This is a genomic window from Hydrogenophaga sp. (genome assembly GCF_011772445.1).
Classification (GTDB): Bacteria; Pseudomonadota; Gammaproteobacteria; order Burkholderiales; family Burkholderiaceae_C; genus Hydrogenophaga.
Genome location: NZ_WVZN01000011.1, coordinates 64735 through 79022, shown reverse-complemented (window position 1 = coordinate 79022; position 14288 = coordinate 64735). Strand labels below are relative to the sequence as shown.

General features: G+C 69.6%; 11 protein-coding genes. 8 read left to right on the top strand and 3 right to left on the bottom strand.

What is annotated here, in order from left to right; all coding sequences use genetic code 11:
* Positions 1-25 precede the first annotated feature (25 nt).
* Positions 26-3532, top strand: coding sequence for an ATP-binding protein (locus GTO19_RS04945; protein WP_291022372.1), 3507 nt, complete (start codon positions 26-28; stop codon positions 3530-3532).
* On the top strand, positions 3525-4541 hold the full coding sequence (locus GTO19_RS04940) for a response regulator transcription factor (RefSeq protein ID WP_291022370.1): 1017 nt from the start codon (positions 3525-3527) through the stop codon (positions 4539-4541). The genes GTO19_RS04945 and GTO19_RS04940 overlap by 8 nt, the downstream gene beginning before the upstream one ends.
* Before the next feature lie 71 nt (positions 4542-4612).
* Here the strand turns inward: GTO19_RS04940 and GTO19_RS04935 are convergent, their stop codons facing one another.
* Positions 4613-5356 carry a hypothetical protein gene (locus GTO19_RS04935; protein WP_291022368.1) on the bottom strand — a complete coding sequence of 248 codons (744 nt, stop codon included), beginning with the start codon at positions 5354-5356 and terminating at the stop codon, positions 4613-4615.
* Between the two features lie 234 nt (positions 5357-5590).
* Here GTO19_RS04935 and urtA point away from each other — a divergent pair, with 234 nt between their 5' ends.
* From urtA to GTO19_RS04905, 6 genes are all read left to right on the top strand, one after another.
* The gene (gene urtA, locus GTO19_RS04930) at positions 5591-6898 is read left to right on the top strand and encodes an urea ABC transporter substrate-binding protein (protein ID WP_291022365.1); all 1308 of its coding nucleotides are present in this window, start codon (positions 5591-5593) and stop codon (positions 6896-6898) included.
* A gap of 17 nt (positions 6899-6915) precedes the next feature.
* A complete protein-coding gene (urtB, locus tag GTO19_RS04925) occupies positions 6916-8514 on the top strand; it encodes an urea ABC transporter permease subunit UrtB (RefSeq protein ID WP_291022363.1) in 1599 nt (532 codons plus the stop codon).
* Positions 8515-8519: 5 nt separating this feature from the next.
* Complete coding sequence (urtC, locus tag GTO19_RS04920) at positions 8520-9638, top strand: urea ABC transporter permease subunit UrtC (protein WP_291022649.1); 1119 nt, start codon at positions 8520-8522, stop codon at positions 9636-9638.
* Positions 9635-10510: an urea ABC transporter ATP-binding protein UrtD gene (gene urtD / locus GTO19_RS04915; protein ID WP_291022361.1), complete on the top strand. Its 876-nt coding sequence runs from the start codon at positions 9635-9637 to the stop codon at positions 10508-10510. The genes urtC and urtD overlap by 4 nt, the downstream gene beginning before the upstream one ends.
* 2 nt (positions 10511-10512) lie before the next feature.
* Positions 10513-11217, top strand: a complete 705-nt coding sequence (gene urtE / locus GTO19_RS04910) for an urea ABC transporter ATP-binding subunit UrtE (RefSeq protein ID WP_291022359.1) — start codon at positions 10513-10515, stop codon at positions 11215-11217.
* A 166-nt stretch (positions 11218-11383) separates the two neighbouring features.
* Complete coding sequence (locus GTO19_RS04905; RefSeq protein ID WP_291022664.1) at positions 11384-11584, top strand: hypothetical protein; 201 nt, start codon at positions 11384-11386, stop codon at positions 11582-11584.
* 39 nt (positions 11585-11623) lie between these two features.
* Here GTO19_RS04905 and GTO19_RS04900 read toward each other — a convergent pair whose 3' ends face one another.
* Positions 11624-12592 carry a tripartite tricarboxylate transporter substrate binding protein gene (locus tag GTO19_RS04900; RefSeq protein ID WP_291022357.1) on the bottom strand — a complete coding sequence of 323 codons (969 nt, stop codon included), beginning with the start codon at positions 12590-12592 and terminating at the stop codon, positions 11624-11626.
* A 40-nt stretch (positions 12593-12632) separates the two neighbouring features.
* Complete coding sequence (locus GTO19_RS04895) at positions 12633-14240, bottom strand: indolepyruvate oxidoreductase subunit beta family protein (protein ID WP_291022355.1); 1608 nt, start codon at positions 14238-14240, stop codon at positions 12633-12635.
* Between the last annotated feature and the right edge of the window lie 48 nt (positions 14241-14288).

Here is a 14288-nt window from a genome sequence, read left to right as displayed (position 1 = left end):
ACGCATACCTGATGAGGGTAATGGCATGAAAGCTGCACCGCCAGCCCCCGTGAACGCCCCTGCCGAGACCGCCGCCACCGCCTTGCCCGATGCGCCCCAGCGCATCATCAAGGTGCGCCGCGACTACAACAGCTGGGTCGGCAGCGAAACCATGGAGGACTACGCGCTGCGCTTCACACCGCAGCGCTTTCGCAAGTGGAGCGAATGGCGCGTGGCCAACACCGCCTTCGGCGTGGCCTCCTTCCTCATCCTGGAGGCCGTGGGCGCCACGCTGCTGGTCACCTACGGCTTCACCAACGCCGCGCTGGCCATCCTGGCCACGGGCCTGATCATCTTCCTGGCCGGCCTGCCCATCAGCGTCTACGCGGCTCGCCATGGCGTGGACATGGACCTGCTCACGCGCGGCGCGGGCTTCGGCTACATCGGCTCCACCGTCACCTCCCTCATCTACGCCTCGTTCACCTTCATCTTCTTCGCGCTGGAGGCGGCCGTCATGGCCTACGCGCTGGAGCTGGCGCTGGACATACCGCCCGCCTGGGGCTATCTCATCTGCGCGCTGGTGGTCATCCCGCTGGTGACGCACGGTGTCTCCGTCATCAGCCGCTTCCAGATGTGGACCCAGCCGCTGTGGCTGGTGATGATGGTGGTGCCCTTCATCTCCGTCGCCGTGCACGCCCCCGGCACATTCGGCGAGGTGGTGCACTACGCCGGTGCGTCCGGCACCGCCGTGGGGTTCGACTGGCACCTGTTTGGTGCCGCCCTCACGGTGGGCATTGCGCTCATCACGCAGATGGGTGAGCAGGCCGACTACCTGCGCTTCATGCCGGCGCGCCAGCCCGGGCGCGGCTGGCGCTGGTGGGCCGGGGTCATCGCGGGCGGGCCGGGCTGGGTGGTGATCGGGGTGCTCAAGATGCTGGGTGGCGCGGTGCTGGCCTACCTGGCCATCAGCCACATGGTGCCGCCCGAGCGCGCGGTGGACCCGAACCAGATGTACCTGGCCGCGTACGACTTCCTCATGCCCTACGGCTGGGCGGTCGCGGCCACGGCGCTGTTCGTGGTGGTCTCGCAGCTCAAGATCAACGTCACCAACGCCTACGCGGGCTCGCTGGCCTGGAGCAACTTCTTCTCGCGCCTCACGCACCACCACCCCGGCCGCGTGGTGTGGGTGGTGTTCAACACCTTCATCGCCTTCCTTCTGATGGAGATGAACGTCTTCCAGGCCCTGGGCCAGGTGCTGGGCGTGTACTCCAACATCGCCATCGCCTGGATCATGGCCGTGGTGGCCGACCTGGTGGTCAACAAGCCGCTGGGGCTGAGCCCGCCGGGCATCGAATTCAAGCGCGCGCACCTGTACGACATCAACCCCGTGGGCGTGGGCGCCATGGTGCTGGCTTCGGTGGTGTCCATCACCGCGCACATGGGGCTCATGGGGCCGACGGCCGAGGCCTTCTCGGCCGTGATCGCCATGGTCACGGCCTTCGTGGCGGCACCGGCCATTGCCTGGCTCACGAAGGGGCGCTTCTACATCGCGCGGCGCGCCGAACCGGGCGGCTACTCGCGCCTGGTGCCGCAGCGCTGCGTGATTTGCGAGCAGCACTATGAAGGGCCGGACATGGCGCACTGCCCGGCGTACCAGGGCCCCATCTGCTCGCTGTGCTGCACGCTGGACGCGCGCTGCGGCGACCTGTGCAAGCCGCACGCGCGCCTGTCCGTGCAGTGGAGCGACGCGCTGCGCCACCTGCTGCCGCAGCGCATGTGGCCCTACCTGGACGCGGGTCTGGCGCACTACCTGCTGCTCATGCTCATCGTGGCGCCCCTGCTGGCCGCCGTGCTGGGCCTGCTCTACCGGCAGGAGGTGCAGACCCTGGCCATCGAGATCGGCGGCAGCGCGTCCATGCTGGACACCGCGCTGCGATCGGGTTTCCTGCGCGTGTACGCGGTGCTGCTGCTGATCGCCGCCACCGTGGCCTGGTGGCTGGTGCTGGCGCACAAGAGCCGCGAGGTCGCGCAGGAGGAATCGAACCGCCAGACGCGGCTGCTGATGCAGGAGATCGAATCGCACCGCCGCACCGACGAGGCCCTGCAGCAGGCGCGCCACGCGGCCGAGCAGGCCAACCAGGCCAAGACGCGCTACATCAGCACCATCAGCCACGAGCTGCGCACGCCGCTCAACAGCATCCTGGGCTACGCGCAACTGCTGCAGGAAGACAGCGGCCTGGCGCCGCACCGCGCGCAGGCCATCCGCGTCATCCACCGCGGGGGGGAGCACCTGCTCTCGCTCATCGAAGGCACGCTGGACATCGCGCGCATCGAGTCCGGCAAGCTCGCGCTCGACGTGAAGCCCATGGCCTTCGCGGCCACGCTGGCCGAGGTGGCGGGCCTGTTCGAACTGCAGGCCGCGGCCAAGGGCCTGCGTTTCGTCTACGACACCGACGGCCGCCTGCCCGAGGCCGTGCGCGCCGACGAGAAGCGCGTGCGCCAGATCCTCATCAACCTGCTGGGCAACGCGGTGAAGTTCACGCGCGCCGGCGAGGTGCGCCTGCGCGTGCGCCATGCGCGCGAGATGGCGCACTTCGAGGTGCACGACACCGGTCCCGGCATGGGCGGCGCCGACATCGAACGCATCTTCGAGCCCTTCGCTCGTGGTTCGGCTGAGGCCGGCGAGGGCTCTGGCGTGCTGGGCACGGGCCTGGGCCTCACCATCGCGAAGATGCTCACCGACCTGATGGGGGGCGAGCTCAGCGTGCGCAGCACAGCCGGGCAAGGCAGCGTGTTCACCGTGCGCCTGTTTCTGCCCGAGATGCAGGGTGCGCTGCCGGTGCGCGAACGCATCGAGCAGCCGGTGGCTTACGAGGGCGCCGCGCGCCGCGTGCTGGTGGTGGACAACGAAGAGGCCGACCGTGAGCTGCTGCAGCGCTGGCTCGAGCCGCTGGGCTTCGAGGTGACGCTGGCGCGCAACGGCCACCACGCACTGGAGCTGCTGGCCGGCCTGCGGCCCGGCGATGCCGGTGCGCCGCACGCGGTCTTTCTGGACCTGGCCATGCCCGGCATCGACGGCTGGGAGACGCGCCGGCGCCTGCGCGCCGCTGGCTGGGCCGGCGTGCCGCTGGCCATCGTGTCGGCCAACGCCTTCGACAAAGGCCTGCACGGCGAACTGGACCCCGGCGAGGCCCTGCCGCCGCAGGATTTCTTCGTCAAACCCGTGCGGCGCTCCGAGCTGTTGGCCTGGCTCGCGCAGCGGCTGGACCTGCGCTGGAGCGAAGTGGCCGCGCCACCCGAACCGGTGGCCGCCCCCAGGGCCGAGGCCGCGCCGTCGACGGCGGCGGTGGGCGGCCCGCCGCCCGCCCGCGACGAGATCGAGCCCTTGCTCGAGCTCGTGCGACTGGGCTACACGCGCGGCATCCTGCAGTGGCTTGACGATTGGGTGCGCCGCCACCCCGAACGCGCCAGCCAGGCGGCCGCGCTGGCCACGCTGGCGCGCGAATTCCGCTTCGAGGCCATCGAACACCAGCTGGTCCGCGGCCATGCCTGAAACCATCGAACCGACCCCCTTGTCGCCGCGCCTGCCGCGCGGTGAGCACCGCGTGGTGCTCATCGTCGACGACGTGCCCGACAACCTCGCGCCGCTGCACGACGCGCTCGACGACGCCGGCTACACCGTGCTCGTCGCGCTCGACGGCGAGAGCGCCATCCGCCGCGCCCGGCAGGCCCTGCCCGACGTGGTGCTGCTCGACGCCGTGATGCCTGGCATCGACGGTTTCGAGGTCGCGCGCCGCCTCAAGGCCGACGCCGCCACCGCCGGCATTCCCATCATTTTCATGACCGGGCTGACCGAGACCGAGCACCTGGAGGCCGCCTTCGCCGCCGGCAGCGTGGACTACGTGACCAAGCCCATTCGGCCGCGCGAGGTGATGGCGCGCATGGGCCTGCACCTGCGCCAGGCCCGCCAGGCGCGCGAGGGCGCGCTGGAGCGCAGCCAGGCGCGCCACGCGCTCGACGCCTTCGGCTACGCCACCATCACCGTGCGCGCGAGCGACGGCCGCCTGCTGTGGCAGACCCCCCTGGCGCGCGAGCTGCTGCGCCAGCACGGCGTCGGCGATTCGGCGCACGCGCCCGAGGCCGTGCTGCAGTGGCTGCGCCGCCACCTGGCCGATGCCCAGGCCCTGCGCGAGCCGCCCCGCCTCACCATCGACAACGGCCCGCGCCGCCTCACCTTCCGCCTGCACCAGCGCGTGGGCGACGAGGACGGCGACCCGCTGGGCCAGGGCGACTGGCTGATCGTGATGCAGGAGAGCTCGGACGAATCGGCTTTCAGTGCGCTCTCGCAGGCCTTCGGCCTCACCGCGCGCGAGGCCGAGGTGCTCTACTGGGTCGTCAAGGGAAAAATCAACCGCGACATCGCCGACATCCTGGGCGCCAGCCCCGCCACCGTGAAGAAGCACCTGGAGCGCATCCACGCCAAGATGGGCGTGGAGACGCGCACGGCGGCGGCGGCGATGGCGATCCAGCGGGTGCGGCAACTGGAGTCGCCGGCGGGGTGAGGCGTGTGCCCCGCCGGGCAGGCGTCAGCCGGTCCTCGGTGGCGACGACTGCCGTGTCGGCTCCCTGGGCGTCAGCCTGAAAAGCCGCCGTTGGCCTCGGCGCGTTTCTGTACTGCGGCGATCTTGCAGGCCATGGTGATCTCGAACGCCACCAGTTTGGACGCCAGCTCGTCCGGGACATGGCTTAGCAGCCCTGCGGCCTTCATGCGCTCGATGCCTCGGGCCACGTCCTGGTGGCGCTGCCAAAAGAGGTCGAAGTCGTCCGGGACACCGCTGCCAGCCGGGTGCGTGCTTCCCACGACGCCGGAGACGTTCAGACCACTGAGCGCCGACTCCAGTTGCGCCACGGTCCATGGTTCGGGACCCGCGCTGGCCACCGGTGGAAGGTCATCGAGGGCGCGCCAGGCCTGGGCCTCTTTCGTCGCCACCGCAATGCCATGGGCTGCACCGGCGGGCTTCAGGGTTTGCGAGCGATCCGCGAGGTAGCCATTGACTTCGTCGACCATTTCGGCGGGGGCGTCGGTGTTGAGCACCAGCACCCTGTCATTCTTGAAGTTTTGCTTCATGACACCGAGCAGCGCCTGGGTGTCGGTGCCCGCTTCGATGAAGCCGGCGCTGTAACCCAGGGTCTCGGCCTGGGTCTCCAAGTGCGCCAGCAGGGCCTGCTGCTCAGGCGCCGGGGTGCCCAGCGCGATCACCCATAGAACCGGCTTGTGGGCATCGGCCGGGGGGGTGAAGCGGGTGGCGCGGGTCACGGCCTGGAGGGTCAAGGTCGCGCGCGCCCGGTGGTTGATGGGAAGTTGTCGGGGAATCATGAGGGTCCTTTGTCGAGATGGCCTGCAAGAAGGCAGGCGCCGTGTGAGTGCCCCGTTGCCCGCGCCGGTTCGTTGATTTTCATGGCCCCGTCATACGCCACCCGGCGTACATACGCCACCGCCCCCTCTCCCTAGCATCCGATCCGACCACCGACAGGGGCCCAAGCGCTCCTGTGTCAGGCGGTACGAACTCCCGTCCCGGGGGCCCTCAACGGATTCAGCTGGAGAAGCGCCATGTCGTCGAACACCTCCCACCCGCGTCGCCTGACGCTCAAGACCCTCGCGGCGGCTGCCGCCGTCGCATCGCTCGGCTTCACCGGCCTGAGCGCCCACGCACAGGAGACCATCAAGGTCGGCGTGCTGCACAGCCTGTCGGGCACCATGGCCATTTCGGAAACCGTGCTCAAGGACACGGTGCTGATGGCCATCGACGAGATCAACGCCAAGGGCGGCCTGCTGGGCAAGAAGCTCGAGCCCGTGGTGGTGGACCCGGCCTCCAACTGGCCCCTGTTCGCCGAGAAGACCAAGCAACTGCTGACGCAGGACAAGGTCGCCGTCATCTTCGGCTGCTGGACCTCGGTGAGCCGCAAGTCGGTGCTGCCGGTGGTGGAGGAGAACAACGGCCTGCTGTTCTATCCCGTGCAGTACGAGGGCGAAGAACTCAGCCCCAACGTGTTCTACACCGGCGCCGCGCCCAACCAGCAGGCCATCCCCGCGGTGGAGTACCTGATGAGCAAGGACGGCGGCTCCGCCAAGCGCTGGGTGCTGCTGGGCACGGACTACGTCTACCCGCGCACCACCAACAAGATCCTGCGCGCCTTCCTCAAGAGCAAGGGTGTGGCCGACGCCGACATCATGGAGGAGTACACCCCCTTCGGCCACAGCGACTACCAGACCATCATCGCCAAGATCAAGTCCTTCGCCAGCGAGGGCAAGAAGACGGCCGTGGTCTCCACCATCAACGGCGACGCCAACGTGCCCTTCTACAAGGAGCTGGGCAACGCCGGCCTGTCCGCCAAGGACGTGCCCGTGGTGGCCTTCTCGGTGGGTGAGGAAGAGCTGCGCGGGGTGGACACCAAGCCCCTGGTGGGCCACCTGGCCGCGTGGAACTACTTCATGAGCATCAAGAGCCCGGCCAACACGGCGTTCGTGAAGAAGTGGAGCGACTACGCCAAGGCCAAGAACATCGCCGGCCACAAGGACAAGCCCATCACCAACGACCCGATGGAGGCCACCTACATCGGATTCAACATGTGGGCGCAGGCGGTCACCAAGGCCAAGAGCACCGACGTGGACAAGGTGCGCCAGGCCATGTACGGCCAGACCTTCCAGGCCCCGGGCGGCTTCATCTCCACCATGGACAAGGAGAACCACCACCTGCACAAGCCGGTGTTCATCGGCGAGGTGCGCGCCGACGGCCAGTTCAACGTGGTGTGGAAGACGCCAGGCCCGGTGGTGGCCGACCCGTGGAGCGACTACATCGCCGAGAACAAGGGCAAGAAGAACGTGCCCACCAAGGCCGCCAAGGTCGCGTCCAAGTAAGCCGGCGCGGAGGTGTGATGCGGGGTGTGATCGTCCGTTGTTGTGCCGCGCTGGCGGCCTGGTGTTGCCTGGCCTGGCCCGCCCACGCGCTGACCGCGGCCGACGCGCTCGCGGTGGCGCGGGGCGACACGGACGACCGCATCGCCGCCATCAACCGCCTCGCCGCTTCGGCCGACGAGCGCGCCGCGGCCCTGCTGCGCGCGCTCGCCGCCGAATCGCTCAAGTCCACCGAGACGCAGGTTTTCATCGTCGAGGGCGACAGCGCCCTCGACGCCACCAGCGGCCAGCCCGCGACCCTGCCCGACATGGCGGAGGACGCGATGGTCAACAACCGCCTGCGCGGCGTGCTGGACACCGCCCTGGCCGGCATCGAACTCTTCAGCGCCGGCCCCGAGCGCCAGCGCGAGGCCGCGCGCAGCCTGCAACGCAACGCCTTCAACGACCCCGATCCCGAAGGCCTGCCGCTGATCGAGAAGGCGCTGGCCATCGACCTGGATGCGCAGGCGCGCCAGTCGCTCGAACTCGCGCAGGCGGCCATGCAGCTCGCCAGCGAGGACGAGGCGCTGCGCCTCGCCGCCGCCGTGAAGCTGGGCGAGGCGCGCCAGCCCATCGTGCGCCCGCTGATCGAAGAACGACTGGCCAGCGAATCGAGCGCCGAAGTGAAGGCCGCGCTGGCGCAATCGCTCAAGTCCATTGACCGCCGCATCGCCCTGGCCAGCGGCCTGGGTCAGGCCTTCACCGGCATCAGCCTGGGCAGCATCCTGCTGCTGGCGGCGCTGGGCCTGGCCATCACGTACGGCCTCATGGGCGTGATCAACATGGCGCACGGCGAGCTGATCATGATCGGCGCCTACGCCACCTGGCTCGTGCAGGGCGTCTTCCGCCAGCACCTGCCGGACTGGTTCGATTTCTACCTGCTGCTGGCGCTGCCGGCCGCCTTCGCCGCCTCGGCCCTGGTGGGCGCGGTGATGGAGCGCACCGTGATCCGCTTCCTCTACGGCCGCCCGCTGGAGACGCTGCTGGCCACCTGGGGCATCTCGCTGGTGCTGATGCAACTGGTGCGCAGCCTGTTCGGCGCGCAGAACGTGGCGGTGGAGAACCCGAGCTGGATGAGCGGTGGCGTCACCTTGCTCGGCAGCCTGAACCTGCCCTGGAACCGGTTGATCATTCTGGCCTTCGCGGCGGCGGTGCTCATCGGCGTGTCGCTGCTCATCGCGCGCACGCGGCTGGGGCTGTTCGTGCGTGGCGTCACCCAGAACCGGCCCATCGCCGCCTGCATGGGCGTGAACACCGCGCGCATCGACACCTGGGCCTTCGCGCTGGGTTCGGGCATCGCGGGCCTGGCGGGTTGCGCGCTCTCGCAGATCGGCAACGTCGGGCCCGACCTGGGGCAGGCCTACATCGTCGATTCCTTCATGGTGGTGGTGCTGGGCGGCGTGGGCCAGCTCGCGGGCACGGTCTACGCGGCCCTGGGCCTGGGCCTGCTCAACAAGTTCATCGAAGGCTGGGCCGGTGCCGTGCTCGCCAAGATCGCGGTGCTGGTGTTCATCATCGTGTTCATCCAGAAACGCCCGCAAGGCATCTTCGCCCTCAAAGGAAGGAGCGTGGAAGCATGAGCCGGATGCCCGTGCCCACCCCCGCCGTGGTGCTGCCGCCCCGCGCACCCCTGCTGACCCGCGCCGGCTGGAGCGCTTTCCTCGTCGCGCTGCTCGCCGTGTGCGCGCTGGCGCCCGTGCTCAACCTGCTGGTGCCCGCCGGCAGCGCTTTCCACCTGAGCGACTACTTGGTCAGCCTGCTCGGCAAGATCATGTGCTACGCCATCTGCGCGCTGGCCATGGACCTGATCTGGGGCTACAGCGGCATCCTCTCGCTCGGTCACGGCCTGTTCTTCGCTCTCGGCGGCTACATGATGGGCATGTACCTCATGCGCCAGATCGGCCGCGACGGCCAGTACCAGAACGAGCTGCCGGACTTCATGGTGTTCCTGGACTGGAAGGAACTGCCCTGGCACTGGGCGCTGTCCGACAGCTTCCTCGCCACGCTGGCGCTCATCGTGCTGGTGCCCGGCGGCGTGGCCTTCGTGTTCGGCTACTTCGCCTTCCGCTCGCGCATCAAGGGCGTGTACTTCTCCATCATCACGCAGGCGCTCACCTTCGCGGCGCTGCTGCTGTTCTTCCGCAACGAGACGGGCTTCGGAGGCAACAACGGCTTCACCGACTTCAAGCGCATCCTGGGCATCGCCATCGCCACGCCGCAGATGCGCATGTTCCTTTTCGTGCTCACGGGCCTCACGCTGCTGGGCTTCTTCCTGATGGCGCGCTGGCTGGTGCGCAGCAAGTACGGCCGCGTGCTGCAGGCCATCCGCGACGCGGAGAACCGCACCATGTTCTGCGGCTACGACCCGCTGCCCTACAAGCTCAGCATCTGGACGATCTCGGCCGTGATGTGCGGCATCGCGGGCGCCCTGTACGTGCCGCAGGTGGGCATCATCAACCCCAGCGAGATGAGCCCGGCCAACAGCATCGAGATCGCCATCTGGGCGGCCGTGGGCGGGCGCGGCACGCTGATCGGACCCATCGTGGGCGCCTTCCTCGTCAACGGCGCCAAGAGCTGGCTCACCGTGACCTTCCCCGAGTTCTGGCTCTATGTGCTGGGCGGCCTGTTCATCGTGGTCACGCTGTTCATGCCGCAGGGTGTGGTGGGGCTGGTGCGCAAGCTGTGGAAAGGAAAGCAGGCATGACGCCCGATCTGATGCAGGCCGGCGCGGAGCGCATGCAGAAGTTCGCGGGCCTCCTGCCCTCGGGCAAGACCGAATCGGGCGGGCGCAAGGCGGGTTACTCGCGGCCCGTGGTGGCGGGCGAGGTCGATGTCACGCACGGCCGCATCCTCTACCTGGAAGACGTGCACGTCGCCTTCGACGGCTTCAAGGCCATCAACGGCCTGTCGCTGGACATCGCGCCCGGCGAACTGCGCTGCATCATCGGCCCCAACGGCGCGGGCAAGACCACGATGATGGACATCATCACCGGCAAGACGCGACCCGACAAAGGCACGGTGTTCTTCGGCTCCACCATCGACCTGCTGCGCCACCGCGAGGCCGAGATCGCCGCGCTGGGCATCGGCCGCAAGTTCCAGAAGCCCACCGTGTTCGAGCAGCTCAGCGTCTACGAGAACCTGGAGCTGGCGCTGGCGACCAACAAGCGCGTGTGGCCGTCCATGCACTTCCGCCCCAACGGCGAGCAGCGCGACCGCCTGGCCGAGGTGCTGCTCACCATCCACCTGGCCGAGCACGTGGCGCGCCGCGCGGGCGAGCTGAGCCACGGCCAGAAGCAGTGGCTGGAGATCGGCATGCTGCTGATGCAGGACCCCAAGCTGCTGCTGCTGGACGAGCCCGTGGCCGGCATGACGGACGAAGAGACCGAACGCACCGCGCAGCTCTTTCTCACGCTCAAGGGACATCACTCCCTGATGGTGGTGGAGCACGACATGGCCTTCATCCGCACCATCGCCGAGAAGGTGACGGTGCTGTGCGATGGCGCTGTGCTGGCCGAAGGCACGCTCGACGAGGTGCAGGCCGACGAGCGCGTGATCGAGGTGTACCTGGGGAGATGAGCATGTTGGACGTGAAGGACCTCCACCAGTACTACGGCGGCAGCCACATCCTTCGCGGCGTGGGCCTGCAGGCCAAGGCCGGCGAGGTGACGGTGGTGCTGGGCCGCAACGGCGTGGGCAAGACCACGCTGCTCAAATGCCTGATGGGCCTGGTGCCGGCCAAGAGCGGCGAGCTGGTGTTCGACGGCCAGTCCGTCCGCTCCGCGCCGCCCTACGTGCGGGCCCACCTGGGCATGGGCTACGTGCCACAGGGGCGCGAGATTTTTGCGCGCCTGACGGTGCAGGAGAACCTGCAGATGGGCCTGGCCACGCGCCCCCTGGGCACGCCGGTGCCGCCGCAACTGTTCGAGCTGTTTCCCGTGCTCAAGCAGATGCTGGGGCGCCGTGGCGGTGACCTGTCGGGCGGACAGCAGCAGCAACTGGCCATCGCGCGCGCCCTCGCCAGCAAGCCCAAGCTGCTGATCCTGGACGAGCCCACCGAAGGCATCCAGCCCAACATCATCAAGGACATCGGCCGCGTGATCCGCCAGTTGGCCACGCAGGGCCTGGACGGCGAGCCCATGGCCATCGTGCTGGTGGAGCAGTACTACGACTTCGCCGAGGCCCTGGCCGACCGCTACCTGGTGATGGAACGCGGCGAGGTGATCGCCAGCGGGCCGGGCAGCGAGATGCAGGAGAGGGGCGTGCGCCAACTCGTGGCCATCTGAGGCCCGAGCCGCCAACCGCGCCGCCGGCGGGGTTTCTCCGCCATGCCCGGGCCATCGGGCGCAACATGGCATTGCCCCGGTCTGCGCCGCGCGCGGCCCCTGGTTCATGCAGGAACGCCGCTTGCCGCGCGGAATGCCCAATCACCTTTTTCGTGAGGGCCCTGCCATGACGCACAAGTACCCGCCGCCCGACCAGGCCCTGGCCGAGCACCCCAAGGACTATTCCGACCCCGAGCTCAAGGAGTTCACCGACGAGTTCGCGCAGGACATCATGGACGAGGTGACGCCCATCATGCCCCTGGTGCTGCCGCTGATGGCGGCGCTGCAGATGTTCATGCTGGCGTTCATCGCCGTGGTGATGGCCTGAGGCCGCTGGGTGAGGGGCCGTTGACGCGGCCCCGCTCGTTCAGTCCGCCGTGATCTTGCGCTCGCGGATCACCGCGCCGAAGCGTTTGGAGTCGTCCATGCCGCGCTTGCCGAACTCGGCCGGCGACAGCGGCAGGGCCTCGCCGCCCAGGTTCACCATGCGCTCGCGCACGGCCGGCGTGGCCAGGATCTTGTTGATCTCGGTGTTCAGGCGCGTGATGACGGCCGGCGGCGTGCCGGCGGGCGCGTAGAAGCCGAACACGGTGTCGGCGTCGAATCCCTTGAGGCCGGCTTCGTCCAGCGTGGGCACGTTGGGGAACAGCGGCGATCGCTTGCTGCTGCCCACGGCCAGCAGCTTCAGGCGCCCGCTCCTGGCGTGCTGCAGGCCGATGCCGGGATCGAAGAGGTAGTCGATCTGGTTGCCCAGCAGGTCGTTGAGCGCGGGCGCCGCGCCGCGGTAGGGCACGTGCACGGCGAACAGACCGGCCTGGCTCTTGAACATCTCGCCGGCCAGGTGCGGCGAGCTGCCGTTGCCCGGCGAGCCGTAGCTGAGCTTGCCGGGCTGCGACTTCACCAGGGCGATGAATTCCTGGATGTTGTTGGCCTTCAGCTCATTGCGCGCCATCAGATACACCGCGATGCGCGCGGCCGAGGCCACGGGCACCAGGTCTTTCGTGGGGTCGAAGCTCATCTTCGAATAGAGGTGCGGGTTCACCGACACCATGCCGCCGGAGGACAAGAGCAGGGTGTAGCCATCGGCCGGCGACTTGGCCACCGCGTCGCCCGCCACGTTGCCGTTGGCGCCGGGGCGGTTCTCCACCACCACGGTCTGGCCCAGGGCATCGGCCAGGGGCGTGGAGACCAGGCGCGCGATCTGGTCGGCCGCGCCGCCGGGCGCGAAGCCCACCACCACCTTGACCGGCTTGTCGGGCCAGGCCTGCGCGAGCGCGGCGGGGGTGGCCAGCAGCGTGGCCGCGGCGAGGGCGGTGGCGGTGAGCAGGGATTTCATGCGGTGTCTCCTTGTGGTGTGTTGTCGATGGGACGGGAACTCAGCTGGCCTGCTTCTTCAGGCGCGGATTGTGGTGCCAGCGGATGGGCTGCGGCTTCAAGGGCCGCGCGGGCGCGCCATGTTGCAGCAGTGCGCGGTCCAGCGCGGTGCCGGCCTCGTCGGCCAGCGCGGCCTCGCGGGCCTGGGCCACGGCCTCGGCCTCGGCCTCGGCCGCGCCGGGCTTCGCGGGGTCGGCCGGATGCGCCAGATGGTCCACGATGTGCAGCAGGTTGTCCTTGCCGCGCTCGTTGGTGCTGCCGTAGCCCTTGATGAGGCGGCCGCAGCGCGCGAGCTCCAGGCCCAGCCGCGCGTCGGCACCGGCGCCGCGCTCCACGGCGGCCAGCCAGCGCTCGATGAGCGCCTGTTCCGTGGCGAAGCGGCTGCCGAGGGGGCGCAGGCGCCTGGTCGCGGCCAGTGTGCGCAAGGCGATCAGGCCGAACACCCCGTGGCTGGACACCTTCAGCGGCAGCGCCCACGGCGCCTTGCCAGCTTGCACGCGGCGCTGGTCCCAGGCCAGCACGCGGCGCGCCAGCGATTCGGGCAACAAGGCCGCGAACTCGGGCGCACCGGGCTTGAAATGGTCGTAGACGCGCAGCAGGTCGCCGTCCGTGGCCTTCACCTCGCGGCGCACGCGCGCGGCGCGGCTGGCGCGCGCCTTGAGCTCGGCCACGCGCACGATGTCGTCGAAGGCCATCCACAGCGCGAGCCAGCGCGCGGCCTCGCGGCTGGCGGCGAAGCCCTGCGCGCCGGCCGGATCGCCCGCGCGTTCGGCCGCCAGCACGCGCTGCATCCGGTCGAGGTAGCGCTGGCCGTAGGCGGCGTCCTGGTACTCGCAAGTGCGCGCGTGGCCCAGGGCCAGGATGTCGTGAAGCGCGGCGGGGAAGGGCGCCAGCAGGGCGGCGGGCGTGGCCACGGCGGCCGCTGGTGCCTCGTCGCTGTCGTCGTTCATCACTTGCTCGACCCAGCGCGCCTGCTCGCGCTGCGCGCTCACCGCGTCGAAGGCGAGCGCGAAGCCGCGCAGGCTGGCCCTGGCGTGGCCGCCCGCGCCGCCCACCACGGCCTCGTAGTCGGTGCGGCTGAAGGGCAGCAGGCCACTGGCGGCGATGGCGCCGAGCATGACCGCGCTGACCACGGTGCCCGCTTCGCGCGTGAGCGCGGCCATGTCCAGCACGTGGTGCGCGCGGCTGTGCTCGCGCACCAGCGCCAGCAGCGGCGCCTCGTCGCGGCGGCCATCGCCCAGCACCATCTTCTCGGCCGTGGTGAGCGCGCGCGAGGACGAGGTGATCACCAGCGTGTGCTCGCTGGACGCCAGGCCGTTGCCGATCTGGCGGCCGGTTTCCAGCAATTCGGAAGACACCAGGGCATCGAGCCGGCCCGGCAACGGGTTCAGGCCGAACACCGGGCGTCGGGCGCCCAGCTCGGCCAGCGGCACGGGGAAGAACTCGAGGTAGTAGGTGGTGGCGCCGGTGCGCTGGGCCACGCCGGGAATGCTGGTGGCCTGGGCCGGATAGCCCGCGTGGCGCGCCGTGTCCACCAGCCAGTCGGTGAGCGTGCCGCCGCCTTCACCGCCGAGGGCGCAGAGCAGCAGGGAGATGGGTTGCGTGGACATGGTCAGGCCTCCCGCCGGGCCGCCCCAAGGGAGGCCTGCGCCCCCTCG